Annotated in this window: 14 protein-coding genes and 2 pseudogenes; 8 read left to right on the forward strand and 8 right to left on the reverse strand. The window is 32.9% G+C overall.

Going from position 1 to position 12,429, the window contains the following annotated elements; genetic code table 11:
* Positions 1–70 precede the first annotated feature (70 nt).
* From pyrR to kdsB, 7 genes are read left to right on the forward strand one after another with little or no spacing between them, the layout of a single operon-like run.
* Entirely contained in the window at positions 71–616 is a 546-nt protein-coding gene (pyrR, locus tag O9267_RS03455) for a bifunctional pyr operon transcriptional regulator/uracil phosphoribosyltransferase PyrR (RefSeq protein ID WP_298176002.1), read from the forward strand.
* A 1-nt stretch (position 617) separates the two neighbouring features.
* Positions 618–1,541, forward strand: coding sequence for an aspartate carbamoyltransferase catalytic subunit (locus O9267_RS03460; protein ID WP_298176004.1), 924 nt, complete (start codon positions 618–620; stop codon positions 1,539–1,541).
* Between the two features lie 22 nt (positions 1,542–1,563).
* Positions 1,564–1,896, forward strand: a complete 333-nt coding sequence (locus O9267_RS03465; protein WP_298176006.1) for a ribonuclease Z — start codon at positions 1,564–1,566, stop codon at positions 1,894–1,896.
* A gap of 57 nt (positions 1,897–1,953) precedes the next feature.
* On the forward strand, positions 1,954–2,190 hold the full coding sequence (locus O9267_RS03470; protein WP_298176008.1) for a hypothetical protein: 237 nt from the start codon (positions 1,954–1,956) through the stop codon (positions 2,188–2,190).
* Positions 2,172–2,471 carry a type II toxin-antitoxin system RelE/ParE family toxin gene (locus tag O9267_RS03475; protein WP_298176011.1) on the forward strand — a complete coding sequence of 100 codons (300 nt, stop codon included), beginning with the start codon at positions 2,172–2,174 and terminating at the stop codon, positions 2,469–2,471. The genes O9267_RS03470 and O9267_RS03475 overlap by 19 nt, the downstream gene beginning before the upstream one ends.
* A gap of 44 nt (positions 2,472–2,515) precedes the next feature.
* Positions 2,516–3,076 (forward strand): DUF4126 domain-containing protein, encoded by a 561-nt coding sequence (locus O9267_RS03480; RefSeq protein ID WP_298176266.1) that lies wholly within the window; start codon positions 2,516–2,518, stop codon positions 3,074–3,076.
* A gap of 56 nt (positions 3,077–3,132) precedes the next feature.
* Positions 3,133–3,870 (forward strand): 3-deoxy-manno-octulosonate cytidylyltransferase, encoded by a 738-nt coding sequence (gene kdsB, locus O9267_RS03485; protein ID WP_298176013.1) that lies wholly within the window; start codon positions 3,133–3,135, stop codon positions 3,868–3,870.
* 73 nt (positions 3,871–3,943) lie between these two features.
* Here kdsB and O9267_RS03490 read toward each other — a convergent pair whose 3' ends face one another.
* The gene (locus O9267_RS03490; protein WP_298176015.1) at positions 3,944–4,384 is read right to left on the reverse strand and encodes a KTSC domain-containing protein; all 441 of its coding nucleotides are present in this window, start codon (positions 4,382–4,384) and stop codon (positions 3,944–3,946) included.
* 167 nt (positions 4,385–4,551) lie between these two features.
* Between O9267_RS03490 and O9267_RS03495 the strand changes: the two genes are divergently transcribed.
* Positions 4,552–6,525, forward strand: coding sequence for an endonuclease (locus O9267_RS03495; RefSeq protein WP_298176017.1), 1,974 nt, complete (start codon positions 4,552–4,554; stop codon positions 6,523–6,525).
* 166 nt (positions 6,526–6,691) lie between these two features.
* On the opposite strand, the pseudogene hisB reads toward O9267_RS03495, so the two are convergent.
* The 7 genes and pseudogenes from hisB to O9267_RS03530 form a co-directional block, all read right to left on the reverse strand.
* A pseudogene (hisB, locus tag O9267_RS03500) lies at positions 6,692–7,249 on the reverse strand (histidinol-phosphatase); the annotation flags it as partial.
* Between the two features lie 279 nt (positions 7,250–7,528).
* The gene (locus O9267_RS03505) at positions 7,529–7,717 is read right to left on the reverse strand and encodes a hypothetical protein (RefSeq protein WP_298176020.1); all 189 of its coding nucleotides are present in this window, start codon (positions 7,715–7,717) and stop codon (positions 7,529–7,531) included.
* 136 nt (positions 7,718–7,853) lie between these two features.
* A complete protein-coding gene (locus tag O9267_RS03510) occupies positions 7,854–8,741 on the reverse strand; it encodes a hypothetical protein (protein WP_298176022.1) in 888 nt (295 codons plus the stop codon).
* Positions 8,742–9,211: 470 nt separating this feature from the next.
* Positions 9,212–9,868 (reverse strand): annotated as a pseudogene (locus O9267_RS03515) (superoxide dismutase); the annotation flags it as partial.
* 103 nt (positions 9,869–9,971) lie between these two features.
* On the reverse strand, positions 9,972–10,472 hold the full coding sequence (locus tag O9267_RS03520) for a DUF2231 domain-containing protein (protein WP_298176025.1): 501 nt from the start codon (positions 10,470–10,472) through the stop codon (positions 9,972–9,974).
* Between the two features lie 74 nt (positions 10,473–10,546).
* Positions 10,547–11,275 (reverse strand): VIT family protein, encoded by a 729-nt coding sequence (locus O9267_RS03525; RefSeq protein WP_298176028.1) that lies wholly within the window; start codon positions 11,273–11,275, stop codon positions 10,547–10,549.
* Between the two features lie 35 nt (positions 11,276–11,310).
* A complete protein-coding gene (locus O9267_RS03530; protein ID WP_298176029.1) occupies positions 11,311–12,429 on the reverse strand; it encodes an efflux RND transporter periplasmic adaptor subunit in 1,119 nt (372 codons plus the stop codon).

Genomic DNA, 12,429 nt, shown 5'->3' on the forward strand with positions numbered 1-12,429 from the left:
TCTATTGTGTTTATTAGATTATTAGTATTCCAAGAATTTTATTTATATTTACATCCCAAACAACAGCACTATGAGTCAAAAAATATTGCTCACTTCCCAAGAAGTCAATATCATACTTCATCGTTTGGCTTGTCAATTGATAGAGAATCATTTAGATTTTTCTACTACCGTTTTGATAGGAATTCAACCGCGTGGTACTTTTTTAGCAGAACGACTTAAAAAACTTTTGCAAGACGAGTACGGTATTACAAACATTGCGTTAGGCTATCTCGATATTACTTTTTTCAGAGATGATTTTAGACGAAATGACAAACCACTCGACGCCAATAAAACCCAAATAGATTTTCTAGTTGAAGACAAAAAAGTAGTTTTTATTGACGATGTTTTATTTACCGGAAGAAGTATTCGTGCGGCATTGACTGCCATTCAATCATTTGGTCGCCCATCAGAAATAGAATTATTGGTGCTTATTGACAGACGTTTTAGCAGGCATTTGCCAATTCAACCCGATTATCGTGGCAGACAAGTAGATGCTATCAATAACGAAAAAGTAAAAGTGTGTTGGAATGAAAAGGATGGTGAAGACGGCGTTTTTTTAATCAAAACTGAAAATTAAAATGAAGGAATTAAGCGTAAATCATTTATTAGGAATCAAATATCTACAACCTGAAGATATCAACCTCATTTTTGAAACAGCCGACCATTTTAAAGAAGTCATCAATCGTCCCATTAAAAAAGTTCCTTCACTCCGAGATATTACCATTGCCAACATTTTTTTTGAAAATAGCACCCGAACCAAACTTTCTTTTGAATTAGCACAAAAACGATTATCAGCCGATGTTATTAGTTTTTCAGCTGCGCAATCTTCTGTTAAAAAAGGAGAAACGCTTATTGATACGGTCAACAATATCCTTTCAATGAAAGTGGATATGGTGGTGATGCGACATTCAAATCCTGGAGCGGCATATTTTCTGTCACAAAATGTAAAAGCAAGTATCGTAAACGCTGGTGATGGCGCACATGAACATCCAACACAGGCTTTGCTGGATAGTTTTTCAATCAGAGAAAAATTAGGAGAAGTAGGCGGGAAAAAAGTGGTGATCGTTGGAGATATTTTGCATTCACGAGTAGCGTTATCTAATATTTATGCGCTACAAATGCAAGGTGCCGAAGTTAAAGTTTGCGGACCCAAAACATTGATTCCAAAGTATATTGAATCACTTGGCGTAAGTGTCGAACCCAATTTGAGAAAAGCACTAGAGTGGTGCGATGTGGCCAATATGTTACGTGTGCAAAACGAACGAATGGATGTTAATTATTTTCCTTCAACAAGAGAATATGCACAACAATATGGTGTTGACAAAGCCTTATTAGATTCATTGAATAAAGAAATCGTAATCATGCATCCAGGACCAATTAATAGAGGAGTAGAGATTACTTCAGATGTGGCAGATTCTAAACAATCGGTTATTTTGAATCAAGTTGAAAACGGGGTTGCGATAAGAATGGCGGTTATTTATTTATTGGCATCGAAATTGTAGATGTAATCAAAATTTAAACTAAATGAAAGTAGAAACTAAAGGACATATCACAACGATAAGAGAAACACAAAACAATCTTGAAGCTTTTGTACAAAAGTTAGAGTGCGAATACAAAACGTTTGAAAATCAAAATTTAATTCTTGATTTGCTAAAACACGATGATGTAACCGTTGCAAACATTAAATCGTTTATGCCTTTAGCCAAACTTCATAAAAAAAACAAAAAATCATTTGTCTTGGTAGTAAATGATTTTGATTTTAATAAAGTGCCAACAAGTTTGACTATTGTGCCAACCAAATTGGAAGCCCACGACATCATTGAAATGGAAGAAATTGAACGTGATTTAGGATTTTAATTAGTATCAAAAGTCCATAATTAAAATTAAATATTTAATTTTGAAAAAAAGAAAATAATGAGTACAGCTTCACAATTAAAAAAGAATTTAATTTCAAGAATAAAAGATTCTAAAGATTTGAATTTTTTGAACGCGCTTCAAACAATTTTAGATTATTCTGAGCAAGCTTTATTTCAGTTAAGTGAAGAGCAAGAAACCGCAATTGAAAAAGGAAGAAATGAAATTAAAGACGGAAATTTTTTTAAAAATGATGAAGTAATTTCAGAAATGAAGCAATGGTTAAAAAAGAAATAGTTTGGTCTGAGTTTGCTAGACTTCAATTAACCCAAGTACTAGAATATTATGTTCTGAGAAATGGAAACTCAGATTATAGTTTGAAAATTTTAGAAGAAGTTGAGGATTTACTAAAAACTTTATCTACTGCTGAAAATATTGGAAGACTTACTGAGAATAAATTTACTCGAGTAATTTCAATGAAAGTTTATTTACTATTTTATGAAATTAACTTTAATCGAATAGAAATAGTATCTTTTTGCGACAACCGACAAGATTTAAAATACAGAAAAATTAAGTAAAATAGAGTTGCTTAATTAGATTAATATTTCACTACATACTAATGATAACAACCGAAACCATTCTAAGCATATTTCTCGGAATCGGATTGGCTTCGGCTTCTGGTTTTAGAGTTTTTTTACCCTTATTTGCCTTGAGTTTGGCTTCTTATTTTAATATTTGGGAACTAAATGAAAATTGGCTTTGGATTGGAAGCATTCCAGCTTTGATAACCCTCGGAATTGCAACTGTTTCTGAGGTTTTTGGTTATTACATTCCGTTTATTGATAATTTATTAGATACTATTGCAACGCCTTTAGCCGCTATCGCAGGAACCGTTGTTATGGCTTCAACTTTGGTTGATATTAGTCCGATGATGACTTGGGTTTTGGCCTTAATTGCTGGTGGTGGAACAGCTTCTGCCATGCAAGGAATGACAACCGTAACACGATTAGCTTCCTCAGTAAAAACAGCCGGAATCGGTAATCCAGTAGTCTCAACTGCCGAAACAGGAACCGCTATCGGAATGAGTGCGCTATCCATTTTTCTACCAGTTGTAGCAATTGTAGTTGTCGTTTTTTTATTTCTACTAATTTATTGGGTTTATAGAAGATTCAAAAGAAAATAATAATTAAAATTCGTTGTGTGCCTAGTAATTTCTTTGTGCACTTCGTGGTTAAGAATATGAAGATAATCGCCGTAATTCCAGCTCGATATGCCTCTACCAGATTTCCTGCCAAATTAATGCAGGATTTAGGTGGAAAAACTGTTATTTTAAGAACCTATGAAGCTGCAATTGCCACGCAACTTTTTGATGATGTGTTTGTTGTAACAGATTCGTCCATCATTTTTGATGAAATTGTTTCTAATAACGGAAAGGCAATTATGAGTATAAAAGAGCACGAATCGGGTAGTGATAGAATTGCCGAAGCTGTTCAAGATATGAATATTGATATTGTGGTAAATGTTCAAGGTGACGAACCTTTTATCAATAAAAAACCTTTAGAAGAATTAATTACTGTTTTCAAAAACGATACCGAAAACAAAGTGGATTTGGCATCCTTGATGTTTCAAATTACCGATAAAGAAGAAATCAACAATCCTAATAATGTAAAAGTGATTACTGACCAACAAGGTTTTGCGTTGTATTTTTCACGTTCAGTGATTCCGTTTCCAAGAGAAGAAAATGTTGGTGTTCGCTATATGAAACACATCGGAATTTATGCTTTCAGAAAACAAGCTCTGTTAGATTTTTACCGTTTGCCAATGCTGTCTTTAGAAGCTTCTGAAAAACTAGAACAACTTCGCTATTTAGAATACGGAAAAAGAATAAGAATGGTAGAAACCGAACACGGCAGCATCGGAATAGACACGCCAGAAGATTTAGAAAAGGCTAGAAAATTAATTGGAAGTTTAAAGTAAAAAACAAAAAAAAACCAAATTCGTAAAAATAATTTTTTGGAATTTGGTTTTTGTTATTTGGAATTTATAACCTTTATTCTTGATTGCTCACTTTTCTGTATGGGAAAGCATTGAAAATATGTCTTTTAGCAAAACGCGCTGGCGATTCAGCATTTACCATTTTGATATAAGTTGCTTTTGGAACACTAATATATTCATAAACACTTCCGTTAGAAAAGTTTACAATTAACCTAATATTTTCGTATTTATAATCGGTAATTGTACAAGTGGCGATGGTTTCATCATATTCAGGTTTACCATTTTTGATGGTTTCTGGATTGATACTTACCAAAAAGTGATAGGCTTCAATAACTTGTTGACTTTTTAATTCGGCAGCTTTTAGTCCTTCAGGATCATTACCAAACTTGTCAGGATGGCATTCTTTCATGAAGTTTCTATAAATGGTCTTCAATTCTTTCAATTCTACGTTTCTTTCTACTTCAAATAAAGAACGATATTCGTTAATTTTTTTCATACCTAAAGGGAACTATTGTCTTTTTTAATTTTTTTGCAAAAGTACATATTATTTTTAATTATTACTAAAATGATTTTCAACCTTTAATATAACCAAATTGTGATGGTAATTTAAAGTATGAAATGAATAAAAAAGTTATATTTGTATCTTAATAACCTACATTTATAATGAAAAAACTACTCTTTGCCCTTATAATTTCGTTTTTTTCAATCAACTCTTTCTCTCAAGTGGTGATTAATGAAATTGATGCTGATACCTTTTCATCAGACTTATTAGAGTTTATTGAACTTAAATCGAATACACCAACTTTCTCTTTGAACGGTTATGTTTTGGTTTTTTATAATGGAACATCAACAGGTTTGTCATCGGTAAGTTATTTTGCTATCGATTTAGATGGTTTGACAACTGATGTAAACGGAATAATTCACCTTGGTAATACGCAAGTTTCTCCAACACCAGCATACGATTTTCCTGAAGCAACGCTGCAAAATGGGCCAGACGCAGTTGCTTTATATATTGGAAACGCTATAGATTTCCCATTAAACACATTAGCACATTCAACGGGTTTGATAGATGCTGTTGCTTATACAAGTTCAACAACATTGCCAACAGCTCTAATGACAGCACTTGGTGAAACCGATGTTCCAAATGAAAATTTAGGAGGAACAGGTCCTTCCAAATCTATTCAGCGTAAAACGGATGGTACTTATGAAATAAAAGCGCCAACTCCTGGAATGAATAACGACGGTTCTGGAATTATTTTTAACTACATCAACTGTATTCCAACAGTTTTAGAAGTTTCGGAAGGACAATCGTTTTCTTTAAATTTTTCGACTTCGCAAACCGTTGCAACTTCTCCGCTGGTTATTAATTTTAGTTTAAATAACTTTGGGTTTACTACTTCCGATTTTACAGGAAACCTCTCTGTTACTATTCCAGTTGGTTCTACAACAGGTTCAACTACTATTACTTTGTTGAATGACGGAAATATTGAAGGCGATGAAGAATTAAATATTTCTGTAATTTCTCCTGCAATTCCTTATTATCTTCAAACTAATAATATAATTGTTAGGGTTTTAGATGCTAATTTCAATGTTTCTACTTATGGAACGCCAGCAACACCAACCTATTCTTTGGCTAGTACACAACCAATGGGTTACTATAATTCTATTGAAAATTTATCAGGTGCAACTTTAAAACAAGCTATTCAAAATATTATTGCAAATCCTGCTGAAGTGCGAGTGCATACCTATTCAGAAGTGTACGATATTATTACAGTTGCCGATCAAAATCCGGCGAATAATAATCAAGTTTGGTTGATTTATACAGAAGCGTCTCGTTCTAAATTAGATAGACAAGTAGGAAGTAGTATTGTTGGAAAATGGAATAGAGAGCATATTTATCCGCAATCACGTGGTAATTATGGTTCTGGAATTGATTATGATTTGCCACCTGATGGTTTTAATAATTGGTTTACAACAAGTGCTGACGATATTGGAGCAGGATTAAGCGATGCTCACCATATTAGAGTTGCTGATGGACAAGAAAACTCTTCTCGAAATAACAAAGATTATGGACCATTAGATTACAACGGTCCAAGCGGTTCGACAGCCAATTCATGGAAAGGTGATGTGGCTCGTGCCTTGTTTTATATGGCGGTTCGCTATAACGGATTGAGTTTGGTAAACGGAAATCCAGCCGATTCTACTATTGGACAATTGGGTGATTTGGCAACGCTTTTGGCATGGAATCAGTTAGATCCTGCCGATGATTTTGAAATGAATCGCAACAATTACATTTATACTTGGCAGCACAACCGAAATCCGTTTATTGATTATCCTAATTTGGCTGATTATATTTGGGGAGCAAACGCTGGCCAAGTGTGGAATTCTTCTCTAAAAAAGAATGATTTGGACAAATTACAGGTAGTAATGTATCCAAATCCTGCTAACGATTTTGTTGATTTCTTTGGAATTGATGGAGTAGGAGTTGTTGAAATTTACAACACGCTTGGCGAAAAAGTTTTGACTAAAGAATTTGCAAACGAAACAAGAATTCAATTGAATTTAGCTTCGGGTGTTTATTTGACCAAAATTACTTCGGGTTCAAAATCGGTTACTAAAAAGTTGGTTATTCAGTAATTATTTTTGGCTATAGTCTATATAATATATTTGTTTTCAATTTATTTCGCCACAGATTTCAGGGATTTAAAAGATTTTCTTCATTATATTGATAAAAATCTGTGCTAATCTGTATAATCAGTGGCTTAAAAATGCATACGGTTATTAGATTAAAGCCTTATTTTTTCTTTAGAAATTGGTAGATTTCTTTCCAACTTGTGGTTTGTAACGCTATATGTTTATCTAATTCTTCTCTTTTTGAATTGATTTCGGTGGCACCTAATGCTTCATCGTTATTGATGAAAATGCCTTTTGCGCCTAGGTTTTTGGCAAATTCTATGTCGGTTAGTCTATCGCCAATCATGAAGGAGTTTTTTAAATCATAATTTGGGTTGTCGATGTATTCGGTGACCATTCCGATTCCGGGTTTGCGGGTTGGTTTTTTATCTTCAGGATAGGAATCATCTATAAAGACTTTGCTAAAAACGATGCCTTCGTTTTCAAACGCTTTCATTATTTTGTTGTGAATTGTCCAGAATGTTGCTGTTGGCAATGCTTTGGTTCCTAATCCATCTTGGTTGGTCACCATTACTAGTTCATAATCCATCTTACGAGCGATTTTACCTAAATAGCGAAATACTTCGGGATAAAACTCAAGTTCTTCAAAAGTGTCTAAAACGTAGTCGGGTGCTTTGGCTTCTTGCACAATGGTTCCGTCACGGTCGATGAAAAGGATTTTCTTCATGGGGTTATAATTTTAGTCAAAGCTAGGGAAAATAGGTTTAGGAATTTGTATTGTTTCAAATAAATATCAAGCTTTGCTATTAGCTGAAAAAACTGTTGGTGTTAATTTTTATTGAGTTGTAAATCCCAAAATATCAAACTTCTTTTTGGTTGAATTATATTTTAATCTCACATTTATTTTTTGGATTCCATTGCTCAATAGTAGAATATTTTCTGCTTTGGAATTTCCAAATGGATAATTTAAGTCATTATTTTGAACTTTTAATTTGAAATAAGAGTTTTACTTTTTTAATTCTATTATTTTTCCCTTTAAGCCTTGTCCAATAAATGTAATATTTTCAGTTGAATTTGTTTTTGATAAATCTTTTGTTGTTAGTTCTTTTCCAACATTCAAAATTTCATTTATGTCAGTTTCATTTCCACAAGAAACAAAAAAGAGTAAAAGAATAAAGCTAAAATATTTTTTCACGGTTAGAGGTAAAATCACTAATACTATAACATTTGGAGGGGTTATTTCACTTTTATACTTTTTAAGTATATAATTAAATAAATATACGAAAAGTATTTATATAAAATAATATTTGTTTGCATTTGAAATAGTTAAGCTAATCTCTTTTGCTTTTGATAACTTCTTCTAATCCAGGTTTGCAAGTAAGGAGATGCCAACCGCCAAAGACAACAAAAACTTTGTTGTTACTATCGAGTAATTGGTCTATGGTTTTGAGTAGAAATTGGTCTCTTATGTTTTTAGATTTTCTACCAATTTCTTGAAACTTGCCATTGTCATCGAATGGGTTTGTGGGCTTTAAGTCTTTTAGGCTAAACTCTCGTTTTACTAATTGGCGGTAATTGGTTTTGTAAAAAGCAAAGGTTTTTTCTTGTGGCGACAAGGTTATTTTTCCTTTTTGGATTATATATTTTTCGATGAATGTGGTATATCTTTTTTCAATTTCTTTTTCTGGCAAATTTTGTTCTCCAACTAATCCCCACATCAATCTTTCGGTTACAATGTAGGCTAAGAATTCTCCTTTGGTATAGTTTTTCAGTAATTGGCTAAATTCATAATCGACAGAAGGATCGCCGTTTATTGTTTTAATTTTTAAACTATCAGCCATAATTTTTGCTAAACCTATTTCGCCATCTTTTTGCAAAGCATCTTTTTTAGACAGGTATTTGTTTTTGCTAATATCTCCGCCTTCATTCACAATTATAGTAGGTTGAAATGCATAAAACTTGTTTTCGATAGTAGTAAACATTTTATTTTCGACGTCTGAATTATCTGTTAGGTGTTCGACTCCACAAAAAACAATTTCTTTTTTCCCTTTTTTAAATTCAAGAATATAAGGATTTGATGGTAAATGACCGTTTGGGTCGAGTTTTATATCTAAATAGCTAACGGTAGTATATTCTTTTTCAGTTTTATGTTGTTTTACTTTTTGGTGACAGCTTGTAATTATAAGAATTGTAAAAAGTAGAGCGGCTATATTTTTCATATTTTATTTTAATATTTGTTCCCAAATGTAAGAAAGAAATTTTATAGAATAAAAAAAGCGAACCTTATTAGTGTTCGCTTTTATAGAATTAATAAAATAAAAAAGCCCTAAATAAATCTTCAGGGCTTCTTATTCTAATGCTCTTCGGTTGTACAAAGACCAATTATTTCGTGAAATACATCGTGTAGTTTTGTCAAAGCATTGGTTAGTTCTTTATCCGATTTTTTGCTTTTTACTAATTTATCTAACTTTTTGCTGTCGGCAGCCAATTTTTGTACCGCAGTTACCACTTCTTTTTTGTTAAACTCAGCAGGAATAGTTGATTTGGCTAACAAAGCGGCTTTTTCAACCATTTCGCCAGAACGTTTTTTGATAGGTTCTAAATTGCCTTCTTCACTTGGGTGAAACGTTTGCGACATTACTTTGTGAAAATCTTTCAAAGCTGGCCAATCGTCAAATGTACCTTTGGTTGCTGCTTTGTAATTGTTACTAACTTCATTCCAATTGATTACATTCCAAATAGCGCTTAAATAATCGGCGCGTTTGTTTTGGTATTTCAAATAGTATGCGTGTTCCCAAACGTCGATTCCTAAAATTGGCGTTCCTTTATTTTCGGCAATATCCATCAAAGGATTGTCTTGGTTAGGCGTTGAAGAAATAGCTAACTTTTTAGCACTATCCACATACAACCAAGCCCAACCAGAACCAAATCGAGTTGCGGCTGCAGCATTTAGCTTTTCTTTTAAAACATCCATACTGCCAAATGTTTCATTGATAGCTTTCTCTAATTCAGGAGATGGTTTGGTGTTTTTTTCGGGTGTTAAGATTGACCAAAACAATTCGTGGTTGTAATGTCCGCCTGCATTATTTCTGATAGCTGGTGAAAACTTTGAAACATTGGTAAAAATCTCTTTAATAGACATTTTTTCAGCATCAGTGCCAATAACAGCGGCATTTAGATTTTTTACATAAGCAGCGTGATGCTTGCTATAATGTATTTCCATAGTTTGCGCATCTATAAACGGCTCCAAAGCAGTATAAGAATAAGGCAATGGTTTTTGAGAAAACTGCGCTGTAACAGAAACGCCCACAAATAGGAGTAGCGATAGAATTTGATATTTTTTCATATGTAGAAATTATTTATTTGTAAACAAGAATGATAAACAAAGTTAAACCTTTTAGCGTTTTCATCTTACTACATTTTACTTTTTAATATGTTTTTAACAAATGCTATTCTTCGTGTTCCTCGTTTTCTTCAGCAGTTGGTAACGCATCAGAAGTAGCTCCAGTATTTTCTCTAATTTCGGTATGACGAACCTCGCCACCAGTTGTACCTGTTTGTTTTCCTAAAAAGATTCCAACAGCTGCAATTGTTAATGCTAAAAACGAAACTAATTTTGCTTGAGCATGTTTCTTAATGTTGGTATATAATCCAGCAATAGAAACCAACCCTAAAACATAAAGTACAATAGCTAACTTTTCAGCCATTTCTTCGTGTTCGTGAATAATTTGTTTTCCAACTGTTGGCATATCCTCAACCATTTCTTCAGCGCCTTCTCCAGTTGCCATACTAGCAAAAGCAAAAATGGCTCCCACAATAAATAAACAATAAGCTGTATTTTTAACCGAATTATTTTTTAATAGCATTCCTGCAATTAAAACTCCAAATCCAAGAATTATCCCAATAATTGGAAAGTGGTTTACTACCATGTGCAAATGTGCGTCGTTCATAATTTTAAGTTTAAAAGTTTAAATGTTTAAGAGTTTAAAAGTTAATTGTTTATAGTTAATATTTTTTTTGTCATTTACACTCTAACACCAAAGATGTAGCCTACTATTGCAGATAATACCATTGCAATTGTTCCCCAAATGGTTATTCTTAAAATTGCTTTTTTAACACTAGAACCACCAGTTTTTGCAGCCATATTTCCTAGAATGATAAGAAATAGTAAGGTAAAAGCATACAGCCAATATTCCATGTTTTTTATTGGAGCAAAAAGAACAACTAATAAGGGTAGCAAACCACCAACTGTAAAGGCAGCACCTGAAGAAAAAGCGGCTTGTATTGGGTTTGCTTGACTTATTTCGTTTATTCCTAATTCGTCTCTAACATGAGCGGCTAGGGCATCTTTTTCGGTTAATTCGAGAGCAACTTGCATCGCAGTTTCGCTTTTCAGTCCTCTTTTTTCATATATTTGAGCTAATATTTTTAACTCTTCTTCGGGCATTTCTGCCAATTCTTTTATTTCTCTTTCTATATCTGCTTTTTCAGTATCTGTTTGTGAGCTTACCGATACATATTCACCAGCCGCCATAGATAATGCACCTGCTACAAGTCCAGCAACGGTTGCTAAAACAATTGGTTCTCTTGTTGAACTTGCCGCAGCAACTCCAATAGCAAGACTGGAAATAGATATGATTCCGTCGTTTGCTCCCAAAACGGCAGCTCGCAACCAATTGCTTCTATGTATATAATGGCTGTCTAAATAATTGTCTATTGTTATCTGAGCATCTTCTTTGTTCGATTTATCCATCTTTTTAAAAATTTATGTAATTGAATAATTGTCTTTTAATTAATGATATCAAAAACGCCTTTGATTAATATTTTTGATGTTGAATTAACTTCTTTATTTGGTATAATTTCAACAAATTCATCTGTACTTGTTCCTGTTTCAACTTGCACTTTTTGAAAATGATAACTTTTGATATCTTCAGATTTCAATAAAAGTACGAAATTTTTATCATTTTCAACGCCTAAAGCATCTTTTGGTACTGCAAATCCTTTTTTTCTGTTAGTCACAATTCCTGCTTCAATAAACATTCCTGTTAGTAATTTTTGTTTGACATTATCATCTAAGTGTCCGTGAACATTAGCGGTTCGGTCATTTCCTTCAATTGATTTTCCTATCAAATGTACTTTTCCTTGAAAGACTTCTTTTGAAGCTTCAGGAACTGTAAACTTGATAATTTGATTTTCCTTTATATTCAAAATATCTTTTTCAAAAACACTTAATTCGATGTGCAAATCAGCATTGTTTACAATTTCCAAAATTACATCTGATCGAGAAACAGCCATTCCAACTGATGCATTCATTACAGTAATATCTCCCGAAATTGGAGCAAAAAGAGTAATGGTTGAAGCAATTTTGCCACGTTCAACTTGACTTAGATTAATATTAAACATCACCAATTTTTGACGTAACGAATTGTATCTTCCTTTGGCACTTTTATAATCACTTTCGGCTTTTAAATAATTTTTTTGTGAAGTAATTTTTTCGTCAAATAGGGTTTTTTGTCTTTCAAATTCTGATTTCAAGTAACTAATTTGCTCGGCAACTTCTATGTATTCTTTTTGAATATCAACTACTTCAGTGCTTTCAATAGTAACCAACGCTTGCCTTTTGGAAATTTTGTCACCAATTAGAAGTTTAGAAGTTTTGATAAATCCACCAACAAAAGTGGTAATTTTTGCTCTATTTTGTGGCGGAACATCAATTTTTCCTGAAGCTTTTACTGTCACATCAAAATCTTGCTCAATTGGCGTTGCAATTTGCATTTCCATGTTAGTAAACAGAGATTTTGTTACTGTAATTAGTCCGTTGTCGGTAGTTTCAGCCACTTCTTTTTTTTCTTCTTTGCAAGAAAAAAGGACTAGTGATAAAGTTAAAGTATAAAGTATCTTTTTCAT

Source organism: Flavobacterium sp. (genome assembly GCF_027531705.1).
Lineage (GTDB): Bacteria > Bacteroidota > Bacteroidia > Flavobacteriales > Flavobacteriaceae > Flavobacterium.

Excerpts from the sequence above, each read along its gene's own strand:
- O9267_RS03490 (WP_298176015.1), bottom strand. The coding sequence starts at position 4,384 with ATGAAAAAAATTAACGAATATCGTTCTTTATTTGAAGTAGAAAGAAAC.
- pyrR (WP_298176002.1), top strand. The coding sequence starts at position 71 with ATGAGTCAAAAAATATTGCTCACTTCCCAAGAAGTCAATATCATACTT.
- kdsB (WP_298176013.1), top strand. The coding sequence starts at position 3,133 with ATGAAGATAATCGCCGTAATTCCAGCTCGATATGCCTCTACCAGATTT.
- O9267_RS03470 (WP_298176008.1), top strand. The coding sequence starts at position 1,954 with ATGAGTACAGCTTCACAATTAAAAAAGAATTTAATTTCAAGAATAAAA.
- O9267_RS03510 (WP_298176022.1), bottom strand. The coding sequence starts at position 8,741 with ATGAAAAATATAGCCGCTCTACTTTTTACAATTCTTATAATTACAAGC.
- O9267_RS03525 (WP_298176028.1), bottom strand. The coding sequence starts at position 11,275 with ATGGATAAATCGAACAAAGAAGATGCTCAGATAACAATAGACAATTAT.
- O9267_RS03475 (WP_298176011.1), top strand. The coding sequence starts at position 2,172 with ATGGTTAAAAAAGAAATAGTTTGGTCTGAGTTTGCTAGACTTCAATTA.
- O9267_RS03495 (WP_298176017.1), top strand. The coding sequence starts at position 4,552 with ATGAAAAAACTACTCTTTGCCCTTATAATTTCGTTTTTTTCAATCAAC.
- O9267_RS03465 (WP_298176006.1), top strand. The coding sequence starts at position 1,564 with ATGAAAGTAGAAACTAAAGGACATATCACAACGATAAGAGAAACACAA.
- O9267_RS03530 (WP_298176029.1), bottom strand. The coding sequence starts at position 12,429 with ATGAAAAAGATACTTTATACTTTAACTTTATCACTAGTCCTTTTTTCT.
- O9267_RS03520 (WP_298176025.1), bottom strand. The coding sequence starts at position 10,472 with ATGAACGACGCACATTTGCACATGGTAGTAAACCACTTTCCAATTATT.
- O9267_RS03460 (WP_298176004.1), top strand. The coding sequence starts at position 618 with ATGAAGGAATTAAGCGTAAATCATTTATTAGGAATCAAATATCTACAA.